Source organism: Ruminococcus intestinalis (genome assembly GCF_014288065.1).
Lineage (GTDB): Bacteria > Bacillota > Clostridia > Oscillospirales > Acutalibacteraceae > Ruminococcoides > Ruminococcoides intestinale_A.
In genome coordinates this window covers 561005-582091 of sequence record NZ_JACOPS010000001.1, presented here as the reverse complement: position 1 = coordinate 582091, position 21087 = coordinate 561005, and the positions used below count along the sequence as shown (strand labels likewise).

At 40.3% G+C, this 21087-nt stretch carries 21 protein-coding genes; all 21 read left to right on the top strand.

From position 1 onward, the window contains the following. Positions 1-19 precede the first annotated feature (19 nt). The 21 genes from efp to rnhB all read left to right on the top strand — a co-directional run bounded on the left by efp (position 20) and on the right by rnhB (position 21086). Positions 20-577: an elongation factor P gene (efp, locus tag H8R91_RS02935; protein WP_022234910.1), complete on the top strand. Its 558-nt coding sequence runs from the start codon at positions 20-22 to the stop codon at positions 575-577. 21 nt (positions 578-598) lie between these two features. Next, complete coding sequence (locus tag H8R91_RS02930) at positions 599-1072, top strand: CD1247 N-terminal domain-containing protein (RefSeq protein ID WP_186934799.1); 474 nt, start codon at positions 599-601, stop codon at positions 1070-1072. 48 nt (positions 1073-1120) lie between these two features. Beyond that, on the top strand, positions 1121-1768 hold the full coding sequence (gene yunB, locus H8R91_RS02925; RefSeq protein WP_186934798.1) for a sporulation protein YunB: 648 nt from the start codon (positions 1121-1123) through the stop codon (positions 1766-1768). Between the two features lie 99 nt (positions 1769-1867). Further along, positions 1868-3292, top strand: coding sequence for a tRNA (N6-isopentenyl adenosine(37)-C2)-methylthiotransferase MiaB (miaB, locus tag H8R91_RS02920; RefSeq protein ID WP_022234913.1), 1425 nt, complete (start codon positions 1868-1870; stop codon positions 3290-3292). 15 nt (positions 3293-3307) lie between these two features. Beyond that, entirely contained in the window at positions 3308-3715 is a 408-nt protein-coding gene (locus tag H8R91_RS02915) for a YlbF/YmcA family competence regulator (RefSeq protein WP_186934797.1), read from the top strand. 29 nt (positions 3716-3744) lie between these two features. After that, positions 3745-6327, top strand: a complete 2583-nt coding sequence (gene mutS / locus H8R91_RS02910) for a DNA mismatch repair protein MutS (protein WP_186934796.1) — start codon at positions 3745-3747, stop codon at positions 6325-6327. A gap of 31 nt (positions 6328-6358) precedes the next feature. Next, positions 6359-8470, top strand: coding sequence for a DNA mismatch repair endonuclease MutL (gene mutL / locus H8R91_RS02905; RefSeq protein WP_186934795.1), 2112 nt, complete (start codon positions 6359-6361; stop codon positions 8468-8470). Between the two features lie 4 nt (positions 8471-8474). After that, positions 8475-9416 (top strand): tRNA (adenosine(37)-N6)-dimethylallyltransferase MiaA, encoded by a 942-nt coding sequence (gene miaA, locus H8R91_RS02900; RefSeq protein WP_186934794.1) that lies wholly within the window; start codon positions 8475-8477, stop codon positions 9414-9416. Positions 9417-9419: 3 nt separating this feature from the next. Next, the gene (locus H8R91_RS02895; protein WP_186934793.1) at positions 9420-10703 is read left to right on the top strand and encodes a biotin/lipoyl attachment domain-containing protein; all 1284 of its coding nucleotides are present in this window, start codon (positions 9420-9422) and stop codon (positions 10701-10703) included. Continuing rightward, on the top strand, positions 10681-11397 hold the full coding sequence (locus H8R91_RS02890; protein ID WP_186934792.1) for a YggS family pyridoxal phosphate-dependent enzyme: 717 nt from the start codon (positions 10681-10683) through the stop codon (positions 11395-11397). The genes H8R91_RS02895 and H8R91_RS02890 overlap by 23 nt, the downstream gene beginning before the upstream one ends. 20 nt (positions 11398-11417) lie before the next feature. Next, positions 11418-11885: a cell division protein SepF gene (locus H8R91_RS02885; RefSeq protein WP_022234920.1), complete on the top strand. Its 468-nt coding sequence runs from the start codon at positions 11418-11420 to the stop codon at positions 11883-11885. Continuing rightward, positions 11872-12621, top strand: a complete 750-nt coding sequence (locus H8R91_RS02880; protein WP_186934791.1) for a YlmH family RNA-binding protein — start codon at positions 11872-11874, stop codon at positions 12619-12621. Before H8R91_RS02885 ends, H8R91_RS02880 begins: the two co-directional genes overlap by 14 nt. 11 nt (positions 12622-12632) lie before the next feature. Then, positions 12633-13352 carry a DivIVA domain-containing protein gene (locus tag H8R91_RS02875; protein ID WP_186934790.1) on the top strand — a complete coding sequence of 240 codons (720 nt, stop codon included), beginning with the start codon at positions 12633-12635 and terminating at the stop codon, positions 13350-13352. A gap of 56 nt (positions 13353-13408) precedes the next feature. Next, positions 13409-16174, top strand: a complete 2766-nt coding sequence (gene ileS, locus H8R91_RS02870; protein WP_186934789.1) for an isoleucine--tRNA ligase — start codon at positions 13409-13411, stop codon at positions 16172-16174. Positions 16175-16243: 69 nt separating this feature from the next. Continuing rightward, positions 16244-16720 (top strand): signal peptidase II, encoded by a 477-nt coding sequence (gene lspA / locus H8R91_RS02865; RefSeq protein WP_186934788.1) that lies wholly within the window; start codon positions 16244-16246, stop codon positions 16718-16720. Beyond that, on the top strand, positions 16707-17624 hold the full coding sequence (locus H8R91_RS02860; RefSeq protein WP_186934787.1) for an RluA family pseudouridine synthase: 918 nt from the start codon (positions 16707-16709) through the stop codon (positions 17622-17624). Before lspA ends, H8R91_RS02860 begins: the two co-directional genes overlap by 14 nt. A gap of 176 nt (positions 17625-17800) precedes the next feature. Further along, on the top strand, positions 17801-18148 hold the full coding sequence (rplS, locus tag H8R91_RS02855) for a 50S ribosomal protein L19 (protein WP_022234926.1): 348 nt from the start codon (positions 17801-17803) through the stop codon (positions 18146-18148). A 69-nt stretch (positions 18149-18217) separates the two neighbouring features. Continuing rightward, on the top strand, positions 18218-18919 hold the full coding sequence (gene lepB / locus H8R91_RS02850; protein WP_186934786.1) for a signal peptidase I: 702 nt from the start codon (positions 18218-18220) through the stop codon (positions 18917-18919). Between the two features lie 77 nt (positions 18920-18996). Continuing rightward, positions 18997-19572, top strand: coding sequence for a signal peptidase I (gene lepB, locus H8R91_RS02845; RefSeq protein ID WP_186934785.1), 576 nt, complete (start codon positions 18997-18999; stop codon positions 19570-19572). Positions 19573-19605: 33 nt separating this feature from the next. After that, positions 19606-20475, top strand: coding sequence for a ribosome biogenesis GTPase YlqF (gene ylqF / locus H8R91_RS02840; protein WP_186934784.1), 870 nt, complete (start codon positions 19606-19608; stop codon positions 20473-20475). A gap of 11 nt (positions 20476-20486) precedes the next feature. After that, positions 20487-21086 (top strand): ribonuclease HII, encoded by a 600-nt coding sequence (gene rnhB / locus H8R91_RS02835; protein WP_186934783.1) that lies wholly within the window; start codon positions 20487-20489, stop codon positions 21084-21086. Position 21087: the final 1 nt, after the last annotated feature.

The following is a 21087-nucleotide window of genomic DNA, read 5'->3' as shown; positions in this document are numbered from 1 at the left end:
ATTTTAGGAGGTATTACTTATGATATCAGCAGGTGATTTCAGAAACGGCGTTACATTTGAAATGGATGGTCAGGTTGTATCAATCATCGAATTCCAGCATGTAAAGCCAGGTAAGGGTGCCGCTTTCGTAAGAACAAAGATCAGAAATGTTATTACAGGTGCGGTTGTTGAAAAGACTTTTAACCCTAACGATAAATATCCTACTGCATTTATTGACAGAAAGGATATGGAGTACAGCTATTCAGACGGTGATCTTTATTACTTTATGGATACAGAAACATGGGAGCAGATCCCGATTAACAAGAGCGTTCTCGGCGACAACTTCAAGTTCGTTAAAGAGAATATGGTTTGTAAGGTTCTTTCTTACAAGGGCAGCGTATTCGGTATAGAGCCGCCTAACTTTGTAGAGCTTAAGGTTACAAAGACTGACCCCGGCTTTAAGGGTGATACAGCAACCAACGCTACAAAGCCTGCTACTCTTGAAACAGGTGCTGAGATTAAGGTTCCTCTCTTTATTGACGAGGGCGAAACAATCCAGATCGACACAAGAACCGGTGAGTATATGGGCAGAGCTTAATCGCTTTGCGGAGGAATTATTATGAATTTAACAGAAAAAATTGCTTATATTCGCGAACTTTGCGAAGGTTTAAACCTTGATGAATCAAAACCGGAAGTTAAGGTTATGAACGCAATTATCGATCTTCTTGACGATATGTCATATTCTGTAACAGATATGGAAGACCTCTATGACGAGCTTTCGGCTCAGGTTGATGAGATTGACCAGGATCTTGCAGAGGCTGAAACAGAGCTTTACGGCGAAGATGATGACTTTGACTATGATGACGATGAAGATGACGAAGAAAACGAAGACGATGTTTTTTATGAAGTGACTTGCGATTCATGCGGTCAAAAGCTTAATGTATCCGAGGATGTTCTCCTTGAGGGCGAAATTGAGTGCCCTAACTGCGGTGAACTTCTTGAGTTTGACTTCTCTGACATCTTTGACGGCGAAGAGTGTGACCCGGCTGACTGCGAGGGTTGCGGCAGCAATTGTAATTCTTCGGAAGAATAATATTAACAAAATTTACACCTCTCGTATAGAATATCGAGGGGTGTTTTTTTGCTTTTTTACAAGAGAAAGAAGATAAAATTTAAAAGGCTTAAATGTGTTCTTTTGTCGATAGTTTTAGTGCTCGTTTTAATTATAGTTTTCTGTGAACAACAGCTTGCGGAATTTAAATGCGAATACATCAGAATACAGGCGGAAATTATCTCCGTAAACTCAGTTTGCGAGGCTGTAAACAGCAGTATAAGAAGTTTTAATTATAACTATGACGATTTAGCAAAAATACAATATTCCAAAGACGGCAAAGTACAGGCAATAACAACCGATTCGTTTAAAATCAATGAGCTTAAGGCGGATATAATGCTAAGCGTACAGCAGGAAATTGCAAAAATATACGATGTGGAAATCGACATACCGCTCGGTTCTTTCACTGATATTACCGTGCTTTCAAACTACGGGCCGATGATAAATGTATCGTTTAACCTTACGGGCAGTTTTTCCTCTGAAATCGTAAGCACCTTTGAATCGGCGGGAATTAATCAGACAATTCACCATATCCGTCTTATTCTTACATCAAAAATTATGACAACATCTCTTGACTACTCGGGCAATATGACATTTTCCACCGATTTTGAAATAGCACAAAACATAATCGTCGGCACCACTCCCGAATACAACGGCAATTGGTACAAATCTGTATAATACTTGTATAAATATTAAAAACTTAAGAAAAATATTGAAAATTGCCGTAATTTGTGATACAATATTTTAGTTAATAAAATGGATTAGGAGTGCATTGTTTTGCCTGAAAACACAATACTTGGTAATGTTACCTCTGATGTTATTTCAGACCAACAGTTTGAATATATGAGATTGATTTCTCAGATTATGCAGGATAGAAAGCGTGGCGATAAGCCTGTGGCTTATATACGCACCTACGGCTGTCAGCAGAATGTTGCTGACAGTGAGAGAATTAAAGGTATGCTTGAAATAGCGGGCTTTGAATTTTCCGAAACCGTGGACGACGCCGATTTTATTCTTTTTAATACCTGCGCAATCAGAGAACACGCCGAGGACAGAGTTTTTGGAAATGTCGGTGCGTTAAAGTCTTTGAAGAGAAAACATCCGCAGATTGTCATTGCTTTGTGCGGATGTATGATGGAGCAGGAGCATATCGCAAACAAGATGTATAAGAGCTTTCCGTTTGTAAGTCTTGTTTTCGGTACTCATTCTCTGCACCGTTTCCCACAGCTTTTGTATCATACACTTGCAGACGGCAAGCGTGTATATGAGCGTGACAATGATGACAAAAAGGTTTACGAGGGAATACCTGTCAAGCGTGACGGCACTTTCAAGGGCTGGCTTTCAATTATGTACGGCTGCAACAATTTCTGCACATACTGCATTGTGCCTTATGTAAGAGGCAGAGAACGCAGTCGTGAAAAGTCGCTTATCCTTGATGAAGCAAGGCAGATGATTTCAGCAGGCTACAAAGATATTACTTTGCTTGGTCAGAATGTAAACTCTTACGGCAAAACTCTTGCCGATAAGCCTACTTTCGCTCAGCTTTTGCACGAAATTGATTCTATTGACGGCGACTATTGGCTTAGATTTATGACATCGCATCCAAAGGATTGTTCAAAAGAACTTATTGATACAATTGCTAACGGCACACATATCAGTAAACATCTGCATTTGCCTTTCCAGAGCGGTTCGGACAGAATTTTAAAAGCGATGAACAGGCATTATGACAGAAAAAAATACCTTGATATTGTAAATTATGCCAAAGAAAAAATTGACGGAGTATCGCTCACAAGCGATATTATAGTAGGTTTCCCGGGTGAAACCTATGAGGATTTCAAAGAAACACTTTCACTTATTCGTGAAGTGGAATTTACATCTTTGTTCACTTTCATTTATTCACCGAGAGTGGGCACACCTGCCGCTAAGATGGATGACCCGATTTCAGCAGAGGAAAAATCAAAATGGTTCAGAGAACTGCTTGATGTTCAGGAAGAAATCGCAGCAAAAAGGTGTGCGTCTATGGTTAATAACACCGAAAAGGTACTTATTGAATCGGAAACAGGCAAAAACGGTGAATTAAACGGCAGAACAAGTGGCAATATAATAGTGGAGCTTAAAGGCGATAAGAGCCTTATAGGCACATTTCAGAATGTTAAGATTACACAGGCGAGAAATTGGATACTCAAGGGCGAACTTGTGTAAGGAAAGGATAAAATTATGGATATTATTGAAAAGGCAAGAGAGCTTGGCAAACTTATTCAGCAGGAAGAGTCGTATATCGCTCTCCAAAAAGCACAGGCAGACGCTGACGCAGATATGGATCTTCAGAACCTTATCGGCGATTTTAATATGAAGAGAATGTCTATCAACAACGAGGCATCTAAAAAAGATAAGGACAGCGATAAACTCGCACTCCTTAACAGCCAGATGAGAGAGGACTACTCTAAGATTATGTCAAACAAGAATATGATTGCTTACAACGAGGCAAAAGACGCTTTTGATATGGTTGCAAACAGAGTTCTTGCCATTATTCAGCAGTCGGCAGAGGGCGCAGACCCTGAAACAGCCGATTACTCGACATCATCATGCTCCGGAAGCTGCAGCACTTGCGGCGGTTGCGGCTGATAGATTTTCCTTGAAAGGGTGTGAAAACATTGGCAGAGTTATCTCCTATGATGAAACAGTATTTTAAAATTAAAGAGCAGAATAAAGACAGTATTCTTTTCTTCCGTCTGGGAGATTTCTACGAGATGTTTTACGATGACGCCAAAATTGCGTCAAAGGAGCTTGAGCTTACACTCACAGGCAGAGATTGCGGTCAGGCTGAACGGGCACCGATGTGCGGTGTACCCTTTCATAGCTGTGAGGGATATATTGCAAGACTTGTCGCCAAAGGCTACAAGGTTGCAATCTGTGAACAGACCGAAGACCCTGCCACTGCAAAGGGACTTGTAAAGCGTGATATTATAAGAGTAATTACTCCGGGTACGGTAATGGAGTCGAGTATGCTTGACGAGGGCAGAAACAACTACATTTGCTGTATGTTTTCTGACAGCAAAAAAATCGGACTCTGCTTTTGCGATATTTCAACAGGCGAGCTTTACGCAACCGAAATATCGGGCAGTGATTCGGTAAATTCTCTTACAAGTCAGCTTGCAAGTTATAATCCGAGAGAAATTTTAATAGGCGGAGATATTGTTAAAATCAAGTCTTTGCCTGCATTTATAAAATCGAAACTTTCAGCCGGAGTTGAAATGCTCCGGGATGAGAGTTTTGACAATAAACTTTGCACCGATACGGTAAATATGCAGTTTGGGGAAGAAATGCAGTGTATTGCCGATTCGCAGGTGCTTATAAACGCTATCGGCGCACTTATAAATTATTTGAAAGAAACCCAGAAAAACGGACTTGAACGCATAAATAAAATTGAGCTTTACAGCGACAAGCAGTTTATGAATCTTGATTACAACACACAGCGTAATCTTGAACTTACCGCAACAATGCTCAATAAAGAAAAACGAGGTTCGCTTTTGTGGGTGCTTGACAAAACCAAAACCGCAATGGGAAAGCGACTTATTCGTTCGTGGCTTGAGCATCCTCTGCTCAATGTATCGGCTATCAACAATCGACAGTCTGCGGTTGAAGAACTTGTAAACAACAATATGCTAAGGCTTGATATTATGGACGCATTGAGCGGTATTTTTGATATTGAGCGACTTATGACAAGAATTGTTTACGGCTCGGCAAACGGCAGGGAGCTCCGTTCGCTTGCGGCGGCTCTGCAAAAATTACCGCAGCTTTCGGAATTGGTTGCTGACTGCAGTGCCAAATATCTTAAAAAGGTATATAAAGAAATTGACCTGCTTGAAGATATTTATAATCTCATAGATTCCGCCATAGTCGAAGAACCGCCATTCTCTGTGCGTGAGGGCGGAATGATTAAAAAAGGATACAACCCTGACCTTGATATTTTGCTTACCGATATGAACGATTCTAAAGGCATACTTGCAAGAATTGAAGCGGAGCAAAGGGAAAAGACCGGTATTCCGAAATTAAGGGTCGGCTACAATAAAGTGTTCGGTTACTATATTGAGGTAACCAATTCATACAAAGACCTTGTACCCGAAACCTACATAAGAAAGCAGACTTTAACAAACTGCGAACGCTATATTACTCAGGACTTAAAAGACATAGAGGGCAGAATTTTAGGCGCAAAAGACCGTTCTGTTGCTATGGAATACACTCTGTTCGACAATGTAAGAAAAACGGTTGCCGATAACCTTGAGAGAATACAGAAAACCGCAAAGGCAATTGCCGTGCTTGATGTTCTTGTTTCTCTTGCAAATGTTGCGGCAGACAACAGATATGTTCGCCCCGAGGTAAACCTCTCGACTGTTATAAGACTTAAAGACAGCCGACACCCCGTGGTTGAGGCACTGCTTAATGACACTCCGTTTGTTCCGAATGATGTTTACCTTGACAGTGCAGGCGAGAGAGTGGCAATAATTACAGGCCCGAATATGGCAGGTAAATCTACCTATATGCGACAGGTTGCACTCATTGTTCTTATGGCGCAAATGGGCAGTTTTGTGCCTGCGTCAAGCGCAACAATCGGTGTGGTTGACAGTATTTTTACAAGAGTAGGCGCTTCCGATGACCTTGCTTCGGGTCAATCGACTTTTATGGTTGAGATGAGCGAGGTAGCCAATATAGTTAAATCTGCCACATCAAAAAGTCTTTTGATACTTGATGAAATCGGCAGAGGCACTTCTACCTTTGACGGTATGAGCATTGCAAGGGCAGTGCTTGAATATTGTGCCGATCATAAAAAGCTCGGTGCAAAAACATTGTTCGCCACTCACTATCACGAACTTACGGTAATGCAGGATTTGCTTGACGGTGTAAAAAACTACAGCATTGCCGTTAAAAAGCGTGGCGACGATATTACATTTTTACGCAGAATTATACCGGGCGGCGCAGATGACAGCTTCGGTATTGAAGTTGCAAAACTTGCGGGTCTTCCAAACTCAATTATTAATCGTGCGAAAGAGATTTTAAAAGAGCTTGAGTCAGGCTCAAATGCGCCGACGGTAATTAAAGAGAAAAGTGAAGATATGCAGATGTCGCTTATATCAAATGACAATGCCGTTGTAGAGCGACTTTCGGAAGTTGATTTAAATACCTTAACTCCTATAGAAGCTATTAATCTGCTTTACGAACTCAAAGGTATGATATAATGGTATAAAGACATAAAGGCAGGTGAAAAAAATGGGTGTAATTAATGTACTTGACAAACATATAGCGGAACTTATTGCGGCAGGCGAAGTAGTTGAAAGACCGTCGTCCGTTATTAAAGAACTTGTAGAAAATTCCATTGACGCAGGTGCGAAGAACATAACCGTAGAAATCAAAAACGGCGGTACAACCTTTATGCGTGTTGCCGACGACGGATGCGGAATTTACAGAGATGACATTAAAAAAGCCTTTCTGCGCCATGCAACAAGTAAGGTGAAAACAGCAAATGACCTTGATATGATTTCTACCCTCGGTTTCAGAGGAGAGGCGCTTGCATCTATCAGCGCAGTTTCGAGGTTACAGGTTATTACCAAGAACGAGAATGAAGAAATCGGCAGCTGCTATGAGATAGAGGGCGGAGATGAAATCTCGCTTGAGGAAGCGGGTTGCCCGACAGGCACAACCTTTGTAATCAGAGATTTGTTCTACAACATTCCCGCACGCTCAAAGTTCCTTAAAAAAGATGTTGCGGAGGGCAATGCGGTTTCTGCTCTTATGGATAAAATCGTACTTTCGCACCCCGAAGTTGCCTTTACTTTTATCAGGGACGGCAAGCAGGTTTTGCGCACTTTCGGCGACGGCAAACTTTTGTCAGCAATCTATTCCGTATTCGGCAAAGACTTTGCAAAGGGACTTATTCCCGTCGATTACACACTCGATTCCGTTACCGTAAAGGGTTATATTTCAAAGCCGATTAATTCAAGACCGAACCGAAATATGCAGAACTTCTTTATAAACGGAAGATTTGTAAAAACACGAACAGGTATGGCGGCACTCGAAGAGGCTTACAAAGGTTCGATAATGGTCGGTAAATTTCCGTCAGCTGTATTACAGCTTACCGTACCGTATGAAATTATAGATGTCAATGTTCATCCTGCAAAAATCGAAGTCCGTTTTATAAACGAAAGACCTGTTTTTGATGCAATTTACCATGCGGTAAAAACAGCCTTACAGCAAGGCGATGAAAGAAAACAGATTCATTTTAAAGAAAACACCGCTTTTAATGAAATTAAAAAGGTAAATCCGTTTAACAATGCGCAGGCAGTTTTTGCAAAAGCCGAAAATACACCTGCGGAAAAACCCATAAAACCGATTGAACGGATTGAGCCTGTATTAAAAAATTCCGAACCTAAACCGTACAATCCGTTTGACGAACTTGATTTAAAAGACGAAAAACCAAAGCCTGTATCTATTGACAGCTTAAAAATGTCCGATTCGTCAAACCCGTTTGATATTTATTCAAAGCAGGCAATTAAAAGAAATTCAGAACTTGAAAATAAGAAAGCTGAATTTTCCAAGCAAAAACTTGAAAAAGCCGAGCAGTTAATTTTAAAAGCAACTCAACAGGAAGAAAGTTTACCGAAACAAGAAATCACTGTTGACGATTTAACTGCCGAAAGCACGGAAACTCCTATAGAAACAGAAGTTTCAAAAGAAGAGGTTAAGCCTTTAAAAGAAAATTCTGAAAATAAAACAGATAATAACGATGCACTTACCGAACTGCCAAAGGAGCAGACAAAACTCAGATTTTTGGGTGAGGCATTTAATACATATATAATCGTTGAAAAGAACGATAACGAAGTTTTAATAATCGACAAACATGCGGCGCACGAAAGAATAATTTACGAAAAGTTGAAAGCGGATTCGGGTTCAGCAAATGTTCAATATCTGCTCACACCGATTACAGTTACGCTTGATAAAATCGACTATGATGCTGCTGTAAGCAATCTTGATATGTTTGCAAAGTGTTCGTTTGATGTAGAGGACTTCGGCAACGGCACACTGCTTGTGCGTTCTGCTCCGCAGTACCTTGCCGCAACCGAAATTGCCGACTGCATAACAGAAATGAGCGGATACATTGCAAGCGGAAAGAAAGATATTTACACCGAAAAAATGGATTGGTTCTATCACAATGTTTCGTGTCGTTCCGCAATAAAAGCAGGCAATAAAAGTACAGTGCAGGAGCTGATGGATATTGCTTGGACTTTAGAAAAAAATCCGCAGATAAAGTATTGCCCGCATGGCAGACCGATCTGCATAGTTATGACAAAGTACGAAATTGAAAAACAATTTGGCAGGTTGTGATTTTTTGAATTATCCTATCAAACTTATTTCTGTTGTAGGCCCTACGGCATCAGGCAAAACGGCGCTTGCGGTTGAGCTTGCAAAGAAATATAACGGAGAGATTATTTCCGCCGATTCAATGCAGATATACAAAGGAATGAACATAGCTACCGCTAAGCCCGATGAACAGGAAAAACAGGGCATACCGCATTGGTTAACAGACTTTCTTCCAAGCGACAAGACTTATTCCGTTGCCGATTTTGTAAGTGACGCAGCTTCTTGTATAGAAGATATTGTGTCACGGGGGAAAATGCCGATTATAGCAGGCGGAACGGGACTTTATGTTGACTCGCTTTTAAACGGTATTTCTTTTGAAAAACAGGAAAGAAACGAAGAGATTTCTAACGAGCTTTTAGCTCTTTACGAGCAAAACGGAGTTGATTATCTGCTTGATATGCTTGCTGAATTTGACAGTGAATCAGCAGAAAATCTCAAAGAACAGCGCAATGTAAAGCGAATTATAAGAGCGATTGAGTTCTATAAAACCTCCGGCATAACAATCAGCGAGCACAACAGAAATTCAAAACTGAAAGGCTCACCGTACAATCCGATAAAAATCGGACTTAAATTTGAGGACAGGCAAAAACTTTACGACAGAATCAATCTAAGAGTTGACATAATGCTTGAAAAAGGTCTTGTCGACGAAGCAAAGCAGGTGCTCTCAAACGATTTAAGCTCCACTTCAAAAATGGCGATAGGATACAAAGAGCTTATTCCGTATTTTTCGGGTGAACGCTCGCTTGACGAATGTACGGAAATTTTAAAAAGAGAAACAAGACGATATGCCAAGCGCCAACTTACTTGGTTTAATCGTGATAAAGATATAAATTGGATATTGGTTGATAAATTCAACGGATTTGAAGATATTTTAAAATATGCCGAAACAATAATTGACAAAGGACTGTGATATATGGACAAGCTGTTGTTCAGAAGAATTTTGGTTGCAGGTCTTACCGCACTTGCAATTATTTATGTTGTTTACCTCTTACTGAGTGCTAATTTCAATGTAATTCCTACCGAAAACGCAGAGCAGGTAACGGTAACAGACAAAATTTATTCAAACGGTTACATTATTCGTGATGAAACCTACGTCAAAAACACTTCGGGCGGAGTTGTTTCTTACAATGTAGACGACGGCGACGAGGTTAAAAAGGGCGGCAGTGTAGCAAGCGTTTTTTCTTCGGAAGAAGACGCAGTTGCCCGCACAAAAGCCGCATCTCTCGAAGACAGTATGAAGGCGCTTACAAAACTTGAGCAGACAAGGCGCTCAAATACAGAGGGAATTGAAACCGTAAACAATGACATCACAACAAATATCGAAACATTTTTGTATAACATAAATAATGCAAACATCGGCAAACTTGATTCAAATATCAATTCAATAATCAATTCTGTAAATCACTACCAGTCATTTACAGGAAAGACCTCAAGTTTTAAACCCGAAATTGCATCTTTGCAGTCACAAATAAATGAACTCAAAAAATCATCGGGTGACAGCATTGCGGACATTAAAGCTCCGAAAGCGGGTTATTTTGTTGCTAACTGCGACGGCTATGAAAACTGCTTTGATTATTCTAAAATCGGTAATCTCACACTTGACAATCTTAAAAATATGAAAAAATCAAGTGTGCCTGACAATACAATCGGCAAGGTTATCAGCAGTCTTAACTGGTACATTGCCTGCGAAATTACCGCTGACGAGGCAACAGACCTTACATTGTGGGGCGACGATGTTACGGTGGATTTTTCCGACGCATCATCAAATACGGTACCTGCCTCGATTTATAAAATTGTTCAGTACAATAACTCAGATAAAGCACTTGTGATTTTACAGTGTACATATATGGACACTACACTTTCCGAAATCCGTCAGGAGCCTGTGGAAATCGGTATGGGAAGCTACTCAGGACTTCGTGTCAGCAAGAAAGCAATTCACGATGACTATGTAGAAAAGACCACATACGACGATAAAGGCAATGAACATAAGGAAAGCAAAAAGGTTCAGGGTGTTTATGTTCTTTACGGCAGTGAAGTGCAATTTAAAGAAATTTCTATCGTTTATGCGGGTAACGATTACGTTTTATGCGATTCGTCACCTACAGACGGTACATTGTTCAGCGGCGAAACCATTTCGCTGTATGATCAGATTATAACGGAAGGGGACGATTTGTATGACGGAAAGGTCATTAAGTGATGTAGAATACAACTACAAACTTATTAACGAAAGAATTGCCGAGGCAGCTGAAAAATCGGGCAGAAAAAGAGAAGACATTACTTTTCTTGCGGCAACAAAAACAGTTGACGCCGATGTAATCAATTACGCAATCTCTTTGGGACTTGACCACATCGGTGAAAACAAGGTTCAGGAATTGCTTTCAAAATACGAAAAGTATGACCTTGCACACGCATCCTTGCAGTTTATAGGTCATTTACAGACAAACAAGGTGCGTCAGATTGTTGACAAAGTAGATTTGATACAGTCTGTTGATTCTTTAAAGCTTGCGTCGGAAATTTCCAAACAGTCTTTAAAAATCGGCAAAAAAACAGACGTTCTTGTTGAAGTAAATATAGGCAGAGAAGAAAATAAATCGGGTGTTGTTCCCGAACAGCTTGATGAATTGTTGTGTCAGATAGCTGATTTGGAGGGAATTTCGGTCAAAGGACTTATGTCTATACCGCCAATTTGTGATAATACACATAAAATTTCAAAATATTTTGATAATATGCGTAATATCTTTATTGACATATCGTCAAAAAAATTAGATAATATAAGTATGACTATACTGTCAATGGGTATGTCTGCTGATTATTATGAGGCAATACTCGAAGGTGCGACTATGGTAAGAGTAGGTTCGTCACTTTTCGGTGCCAGAGATTACAGTAAATAATTCAAGGAGGAAATAATATAATGGCAGGTTTTGTGGATAAATTCAAGCGTATGTGGGATGCTCCGGATGACGAGTATCAGCAGGAGTATGACGAGTACGGTTATGCCGACGAAAACGAGGAAGAAGAGGTTGAGGAACAGCAGCCTGTAAGAGAGAGAGCAGCAGCTCCTACTTCAAAAAATAAAGTTGTTAATATTAACGCTAAGGCTAAGATTCAGGTCGGTATTTATAAGCCTGAAAGATTTGGCGAGGAAACACGCACAATCGCTGACGACCTTATCAAATCACACACAGTTGTGCTTAACCTTGAGGACACCAACAAGGATATGGCAAGAAGAATTCTTGACTTCTTAAGCGGTGTTGCTTATGCAAACGACGGTAAGATTAAGAAGGTTGCTTCAAATACATACATTATCATTCCTAATAATGTAGACCTTACCGGCGACGATTTACTTGACGAATTAGAAAACAGCGGTGTTTACTTCTGATAACGATGAGCTTTTCTGCTCCAAAATCGAGGATATGACTTCGCTTTGCTTTACCCGTCAAAAACCTGTTTTCTCACAGTTTTTAACCGAGAGTCAGCAGGCACTTGCACAAAAGGTATTGCAGAGTATATACTTTGAAAATTATGTATTCTTCGGCGGCAGTGAGAGCAGTGAAAGAAAGGTGCTCGGGGTGTTTTACGATGAACCCGAGCGGTTAGCCTTTCCTGTTTCTGCAATAGAATTCAAATACCGACCTTGCGATAAACTTACACACAGAGATTTTCTCGGCACGCTTATGTCACTCGGCATTGAGCGTGACACGGTAGGAGATATTCTGGTAGATAACGGAAGAACCGTTGTATTTGTAAAAAGCGAGCTTAAAGATTACATTGAATCGCAGATTTTTAAAGTAGGCGGAGCAGGAGTAAAAATTGTCCAACCAAATCTTAATTCTCTTCCGCAAGGAAGAGGCACAGAGGAAATGAGTCTTACGGTTTCATCTCTCCGATACGACAACATTGTCGCCGCAGTAAGCGGACTTTCGAGGGATAAAACGGCAAAACTGATTTTATCGGGAGAAACAACTCTTAACTTTGCGGTAACTCAAAATGTAAGCTGTACGGTTAAAGAGGGAGATACCTTTACAATACGGGGTAAAGGGAAATTTAAGTTAGATAAAATTTTGGGTGTAACCAAAAAAGGGCGCCATAAAATTTCAGTAATACATTTCAGATAGGAGTGCTTTAAATGATTACTATTGATGAAATTAAGAATGTTAGTTTCAGAAAAGCCGGCCGCCAGGGCTATATGGCAGAAGATGTTGATGCATTTATTGATGAAGTCATTGTAGCTTTTGAACAGTTAAAGAAAGAGAAAACTAACCTTGTACATAAAATTGATGTTCTCGCAACAAGAGTAGAACAGTATCGTGCAGATGAAGAAACAGTCAGAAACGCTCTTCTCGCATCACAGAAAGTATCTGACGCTTGTATCAGAGAGGCTAAAGAAAAGGCATCTAAGATTGTAAGAGAGGCTGAAACAAAGGCACAGCAGCTTTTGGTTGATACAAACAGAATGACTGCAACAGAGAAGGAAAACTACCTTCTTCTTCAGTCAGACGCTGTAAAACTTAAGGGTGAGCTTATTGAGCTTTACAAAAAGCACATTCAGATGATTAACGACCTTCCTACAACTGCCGAATTAGAGGCAGCTAAGCAGGAACTCAACGAAAAGTATCCGACAGCACCTGTTATAGAGGAAAAGCCACAGGAAACAGTACAGCCTGCCAAGCCGGCTGCAGTTGAAGAAAAAAAGGCTGATGCCGAAACCGCTGCCGTTTCTGACAAAACTGTAGACGAAATTCTTTCTTCGACAAACGCTGCTGCAAACGAAAAAAATACAGAAAAAAAAGCACCAAAGTTCGGTCACTTAAAGTTTGGCGACAACTATGATGTTTCTGCCGAATAATTTTATAATCGGAAATTAATCGGAAATCGAAATTTAAATTATGGAGAGTGTAACCAATGTCTCAGGATTATAATTCTACACTTAATCTTCCAAAAACCGACTTTCCTATGAGAGCTGGTCTTCCTAAGAGCGAGCCTGTAACTCTTAAGGCATGGGAAGATAATAAGGTATATGAAAAGCTTATGGAGGTAAACGAGGGCAAACCGTTATTTGTACTCCACGACGGTCCTCCATATGCAAACGGCGATATTCACCTTGGCCACGCATTAAACAAAATCTTAAAGGACTTTATCGTTCGCTATAAAAATATGGCTGGCTTTAAAGCTCCTTATGTTCCGGGTTGGGATACTCACGGTCTTCCGACAGAGCTTAAAGCAAGAAAAAAAGCAGGTATCGGTAACTCTGCGGAAATTTCTATCGTTGAGCTCCGTAAAATGTGCGAAGAATTTGTTACAGGATACATTAACGATCAGCGTACACAGTTCAAAAGACTCGGTGTAATCGGTGAGTGGGACAACCCTTATATCACACTTAAGCACGAATTTGAGGCAGAGCAGATCAGAGTGTTTGCAAAAATGGCTACAAAGGGTTATATTTACAAGGGATTAAAGCCTGTTTATTGGTGTCCTGAATGTAAAACAGCTCTTGCCGAGGCTGAAATTGAGTATGCGGAAGATCCGTGCCATTCAATTTATGTAAAATTTACAGTAACAGATGACAAGGGTGTGTTCTCAAATCTCGGTCTTGACCCGTCAAAAGTTAAGTTCGTAATTTGGACAACAACAACTTGGACATTGCCTGCAAATGTAGCTATCTGCGTTGGCCCGAGATATGAGTATTCAATCATCAAAACAGGTGACGAATACCTCGTTATGGCTACAGAGCTTTATAAATCAGCTTTTGAGGCTGCCGAAATTACAGATTACGAAGTAGTTGCCACAGTTAAGGGCAGCGACCTTGAGTATATCAAGACAGCACACCCATTCCTTGACAGAGAGTCACTTGTTATTGTCGGTGATCATGTAACACTTGAAAGCGGTACAGGCTGCGTTCACACAGCTCCCGGTCACGGTGTTGACGACTTTAATGTTTGCCAGAATTATCCTGAAATTCCTACTATCTGCCCTGTTGACTCAAACGGCGTACTTACCGAAGAGGCAGGTCAGTTTGCGGGTCTTACAACTGATGAGGCAAACAAAAAGATTGCCGTTTATCTTGATGAAAACGGTTACCTCTTTGCATTAAAGAAGATTATTCACCAGTATCCGCACTGTTGGAGATGTAAAACTCCTATCCTTTTCAGAGCTACTGACCAGTGGTTCTGTTCTGTTGAGGACTTCAAGGATAAAGCTTGCGAGGCAATCGACAGCGTTAAGTGGATTCCTGCTTGGGGTCATGACAGAATTACAAATATGGTTAAGGAAAGAAAAGACTGGTGTATTTCCCGTCAGAGAAAATGGGGCGTACCTATTCCGATTTTCTTCTGTAAAGAATGCGGCGAGGCTCATATCGACAATGAAGCAATGTCAGCTGTTGCCGATTTGTTTGAAAAAGAGGGCTCAAACGCATGGTACAGCCATACAGCTGCAGAAATTTTACCTGAGGGCACAAAGTGTAAAAAGTGCGGCTGCACAGAGTTTGAAAAAGAAAAGGATATTATGGATGTTTGGTTTGACAGCGGTTCATCACACGCTGCCGTTATAAGCAAGCGTGATAACCTTAAGTTCCCTGCCGACCTTTATCTTGAGGGTAACGACCAGTACAGAGGTTGGTTCCAATCATCACTCCTTACATCTGTTGCAACTGAGGGTGTAGCTCCGTATAAGGCAGTTCTTACTCACGGTATGATTCTTGACGAAGAGAAGAGAAAGATGAGTAAGTCACTCGGCAACGGTATCAGTCCACAGGATGTTACCGAAAAATACGGTGCTGATGTATTAAGACTTTGGGTTTCATCAACCGACTATCAGTCAGATGTTCATATTTCTAACGAAATTTTAAAGCAGATTTCAGAGTCATACAGAAAAATCAGAAACACTGCCCGTTATATTCTCGGTAATGTTTATGACTTTAACCCTGATACAGATTCTGTTCCTGTAAATGAGCTTATGCCTATGGATAAGTGGGCAATCGTAAAACTTAACGAGCTTATTGCAAAGGTTAAGCAGGCTTATGATAACTACGAATTCCACCAGGTATATCATTCAATCAGAAACTTCTGCGTAATTGATATGTCTAACTTCTATCTTGATGTACTCAAGGACAGATTATATACAGAAAAAAGCGACAGCAAGTCAAGAAAGGCTGCACAGACTGCAATCTATATCATTCTTAACGCTATGACAAGAATGATCAGCCCGATTCTTGCATATACATCTGATGAAATTTGGAAATATATGCCTCATTCATCAAATGAGAATGCCGAAAATGTTATTTTCAATGAGATGCCAAATCAGGTTGAAATCGAAACTGATGCCGACTTTATGTCATTCTGGGACGAAATACATCAGCTTCGTGACGATGTAAAGAAGTCACTTGAAGGTCTTATTAAAGATAAAACTATCAAGAGCTCACTTGAGGCTAAGGTTACTCTTAAGGCAAGCGGCGAAAAGCTTGAATTCCTTAAGAAAGCAGAACCCGAACTTGCGGCTGCATTCATCGTATCTGCCGTAGAAATCGCAGAAAATAACGGCGAGCTTGAGATTGCCGTTGATAAAGCAATAGGTGAAAAGTGCGAGCGTTGTTGGATTATCAGCGAAACTGTAGGTACAGACAGCGAACATCCGCATCTTTGCAAGCGTTGCTGCAACATTTTAAAATAATCAATTAAATTTAATACTAAATCGGTGTAACAGTATTGCTGCACCGATTTAGCTTTATGGGGGAATTTTATGCCTTATATAGCCGTTGCGGTCGGAATAGTTTTGGCAATAGCAGACCAAATTATAAAGTTCTTTGTCAGCACAAATCTCAAAGAAATAGGAAGTGTGTCTGTTATTGACAATCTGCTTTCTTTTACCTATGTGGAAAACAACGGTGTGGCTTTCGGCAGTTTTGCAGGCAACAGATGGATTTTTGTAGTGCTTACAACTGCACTTATTGCCGCAATCTTAATTTATATGTTTAAAAAGAAACCAAAGAGCAAACTTTTTTATGCCTCTGTTGCGCTTGTTGTCGGCGGCGGAATAGGCAATCTTATAGACAGAATTTTTTACGGCTATGTTATTGACTACATCAGTCTTTCATTCTTTCCGCCCGTATGCAATTTTGCGGATTACTGCATAACGGTCGGTACGGTCTTGCTTATGGTTTATGTACTCTTTTTTTCAGAAGTCGGTAAAAAGGAATTGAAAAATGACAAAACTTGAATTTGTTGCCGAAAACGGCAACATAAGAATAGACAAATACATTGCCGACAATGAACCGTCACTCACAAGAACTGCGGCTGCCAAACTTATTGAGCAGGGCAAAGTTTTTGTAAATGAAAATTCTGTCGGTAAAAACTATAAGCTCAAAGGCGGCGACAGAATTACTCTCGAAATTCCCGATCCCGTACCTTATGAGGCAAAACCCGAGAACATTCCTTTGGAAATTATTTACGAGGATAACGATTTGCTTGTTGTAAACAAGCCGAAAGGAATGGTCGTTCATCCGGCGGCAGGCAATTATGACGGCACACTTGTAAACGCATTGCTTTATCATTGCGGAGATTCGTTATCAGGCATAAACGGTGTTATGCGTCCCGGAATTGTCCACAGAATAGATAAAGATACAAGCGGACTTCTGATAGTTGCGAAAAATGATTTTGCACATTTTTCGCTCGCCGAGCAGATTAAGGAACATTCTTTTACAAGGGAATATGAGGCAATTGTTTACGGCAATTTAAAAGACGATGAGGGCACGGTGAATGCTCCGATAGGAAGAAGTCAGTATGACCGTAAAAAAATGTGCGTTACCGAAAAAAACAGCAAACACGCTGTCACACATTACCGTGTGATTGCAAGATACAAAGGCTACACTCATATAAAATGTATTCTTGAAACGGGACGAACACATCAGATAAGAGTGCATATGGCGTACATCGGTCACCCTGTATCGGGAGATTTGGTTTACGGGGTTAAAAACGAAAAAGTTGATTTTACAGGTCAGTGCCTGCACGCAAGAAAAATCGGCTTTGTTCATCCAAGGAGCGGCGAATACCTTGAATTTACATCGCAGCTGCCCGAATATTTCAGAAATTATCTTGAAAAGCTCGATAAAATAACAAAATAATTTGCGATAAACGGAAAAAAGTCTTGCAATTTATTTTCTTTTGTGGTAATATATATAAGCATTTGAAACCGTCATACCTATGACGAGGTTCAGATGGCGGTAAAACCGTTATTTTGAAGCAGACATTCCTCTGCACTAAAAAGGTACGAATGTCAGAAAAAACAGGAGGAATTATAATGGACGCATTAAAAGCTATTGCTGCCGGTTCAGTTAAGGAAACCACACCAAAGTTTAATGTCGGTGACACAGTTAAGGTTTCTGTAAACATCCGTGAGGGCGAAAGAGAAAGAATTCAGATGTTTGAGGGCACAGTTATTGCTAAAAAGGGCAGTGGCGTTGCTGAAACATTTACTGTAAGACGCGTTGCTTACGGCGTAGGTGTTGAGAGAGTGTTCCCGCTCCATTCACCGAACGTTAAGGACGTGCAGGTAATTCGTTATGGTAAAGTTCGCAGAAGCAAGCTCTACTATCTCCGTGACAGAGTTGGTAAGGCTGCTAAGGTTAAAGAGCAGATCCGTAAGTAATTTCAAATGTAAGGAAAGGGACTTTTACAGTCCCTTTTTTACTTTACTTATTGTTAGCAGGTGGATAAATTGAGCGAAAATAAAACAAATACTAACGAAACAGAAAACAATGTTGTAGAAAACACAACAGCCGAAACACAGAATCAGAATATCGAGGTCGAGGACAACGGAGATTACATTGCTTTCAGCAATCCCGAAAAAGACAAGCAGAAGAGCAACAAATTTGTTGCGGCAAAGGCAGACGGCGGCGCATCAAACTTTTACGATTGGGTAAAATCAATTGTATTTGCGCTTGTAATAGTTATTTTCTGTCTTAACTTCTTTTTCAGGTTGGTTGATGTAAAAGGTACATCAATGGTAGAAACCCTGCAAAACGGTGATAAATTGATTGTAACCAACTTTAATTACACTCCAAAGCCGAATGACATCATAGTAATTTCTCACGGTAAGGAGTACGCCGAACCGATTGTAAAGCGTGTTATTGCTACCGCAGGTCAGACTCTTAAACTTGATTATGAAAATGACAGAATCCTTGTTGACGGTGTTGTAATTGACGAACCGTATCTTGATGTGTCAACATTCTGTAATGTTGAGGCAGATTACGAAATCCCCGAGGTTATTCCGGACGGTATGATTTTTGTAATGGGCGACAACAGAGGAGTTTCTATGGACAGCCGTGACTCAAGAATCGGTCTTATCAGCGTAGACAATGTTATAGGAAAAGCTCAATTTGTAGTTTATCCGTTTTCAGACTTTAAATATCTTTACTAAAAATTTTATTTGACCTATTGATAAAAGCTTATTTCTGTTTTATAATTGAAATAAGCTTTTATTTTTTTGGAGGATATATGAAATCTGAAAACAAAACCTCGAAAACAAAAATACAGATAAACAAAGAAAAATTACCTAACTGTATATTTGATATTTTCAAAACGGTTATTTTCCTTTTTGCAATTATAAGCGTTGTATTTACATTTTTTATAAAAGATGTCACAATAGACGGCGAATCTATGAAAGACACGCTTTTTGACGGCGACAGGGCAATACTTACAAACTTTCTTTACTCACCGCAGGTGGGAGATATTGTGGCTGTTGACGCAGACCAGCAAATCGGAAAAATCATTATAAAACGAGTTATCGCAACCGAAGGACAGACAATAAAAATTGACTATGACAATAATAAAGTTATAGTTGACGGAATTGTACTTGACGAAGAATATGTTGCCTCCGATACAATAAGACCGACTGTCGGTTGGAATATTCCCGACACCATACCCGAAGGCTATGTGTTCGTAATGGGTGATAACCGTTCCGTATCACTCGACAGCAGAAGCGGCAGTATTCAGCTTATTCCAAAAACGATGATACTCGGCAAGGCACAATTTGTGATTTATCCGTTTGACCATTTCAAATATCTTTACTGATTTATAAACAACTATAAGGATTGATAAAATAAAATGAGCGAAATGCAAAATATACAGTGGTTCCCGGGTCATATGACCAAAACCAAAAGACAGATTCAGGCAAGTTTAAAACTTGTAGACGCAGTGGCAGAAATTCTTGACGCAAGAATACCCTTAAGCAGTAAAAATCCGGATTTACAAAAACTTATTCAGAACAAACCAAAGGTTGTGCTTTTGAATAAATGTGATATGGCTAATCAGACCGCAACAAGCAGATGGATAGATTACTATGCATCACAGGGAATTACAGCGATTGCGGTTGACTGCAAAAGCGGTAAGGGACTTAATAAATTTGCTCCTGCTGTAAACAATGTGCTTTCCGAGCGCAGAGAAAGACTTAAGGCAAAGGGTATGGTAAACCCGATGCTTAGAATTATGATTGTTGGTATCCCGAATGTCGGTAAATCTTCATTCATTAACAGAGTAGCAAAACAAAACAGAGCAAAAGTAGAGGACAGACCGGGTGTTACGAGAGGCAATCAGTGGTATTCAATCGCTAAAAATATAGAAATGCTCGATACTCCGGGTGTGCTTTGGCCTAAATTTGACGATAAGATTGTCGGCGAAAGACTTGCTTTTACAGGTGCTGTAAAAGACCAAATTCTCGATACGGAGCTTCTCGCCGTACGACTTCTTGACTTTTTGCGCAGCTTGAAACCCGCTGATTTTATTGCAAGATTTAAACTTGAAGATATTGACCTTGACGCAATCGATTCATACGAATTGCTTAATGTAATCGGCAAAAAAAGAGGTATGCTCATTTCAGGAGGAGAAATAAATACAGAGAGAGCCGCAATTATGCTGCTTGATGAATTCAGAAGCGGAAAACTCGGCAGAATCACTCTTGAAATGCCCGAAAGATAAAAGGTGAAACAATGGATTGGCTTGAATTTGAAAAAGAGGCGCTTGCAAAAGGTTATAAATCGGTTTGCGGAGTTGATGAGGCAGGCAGAGGCCCTCTCGCAGGTCCCGTCTGCGCCGCCGCCGTTATATTGCCCGAGGGCGTGATTATTGACGGTGTAAACGACTCAAAAAAATTAAGCGAGAAAAAGCGTGAGTCCTTGTTTAATGTTATAAGAGAACAGGCGCTGTCATACTCAATAGCTTACGCTACGGTTGACGAAATCGAAGAAATCAATATACTGAATGCAACAATGCTTGCGATGCGCAGAGCAATTGACGGTCTTGACATAAAGGCAGACTACGCAATGATTGACGGAAATAAAATTCCGCCGATTGACATTGACGCCGAGTGCATTGTAAAAGGTGACGCAAAATCTATGTCGATTGCTTGTGCATCTATCCTTGCAAAAGTGTCAAGGGACAGACTTTTATATAAGTATGCCGAAGAATATCCCATGTACGGTTTTGATAAACACAAAGGATACGGAACCAAGGTACACAGAGAGGCTATTCTTAAATACGGCCCGTGCCCGTACCACCGCAAAAGCTTTCTTAAAAAGCTGTATAAATAAT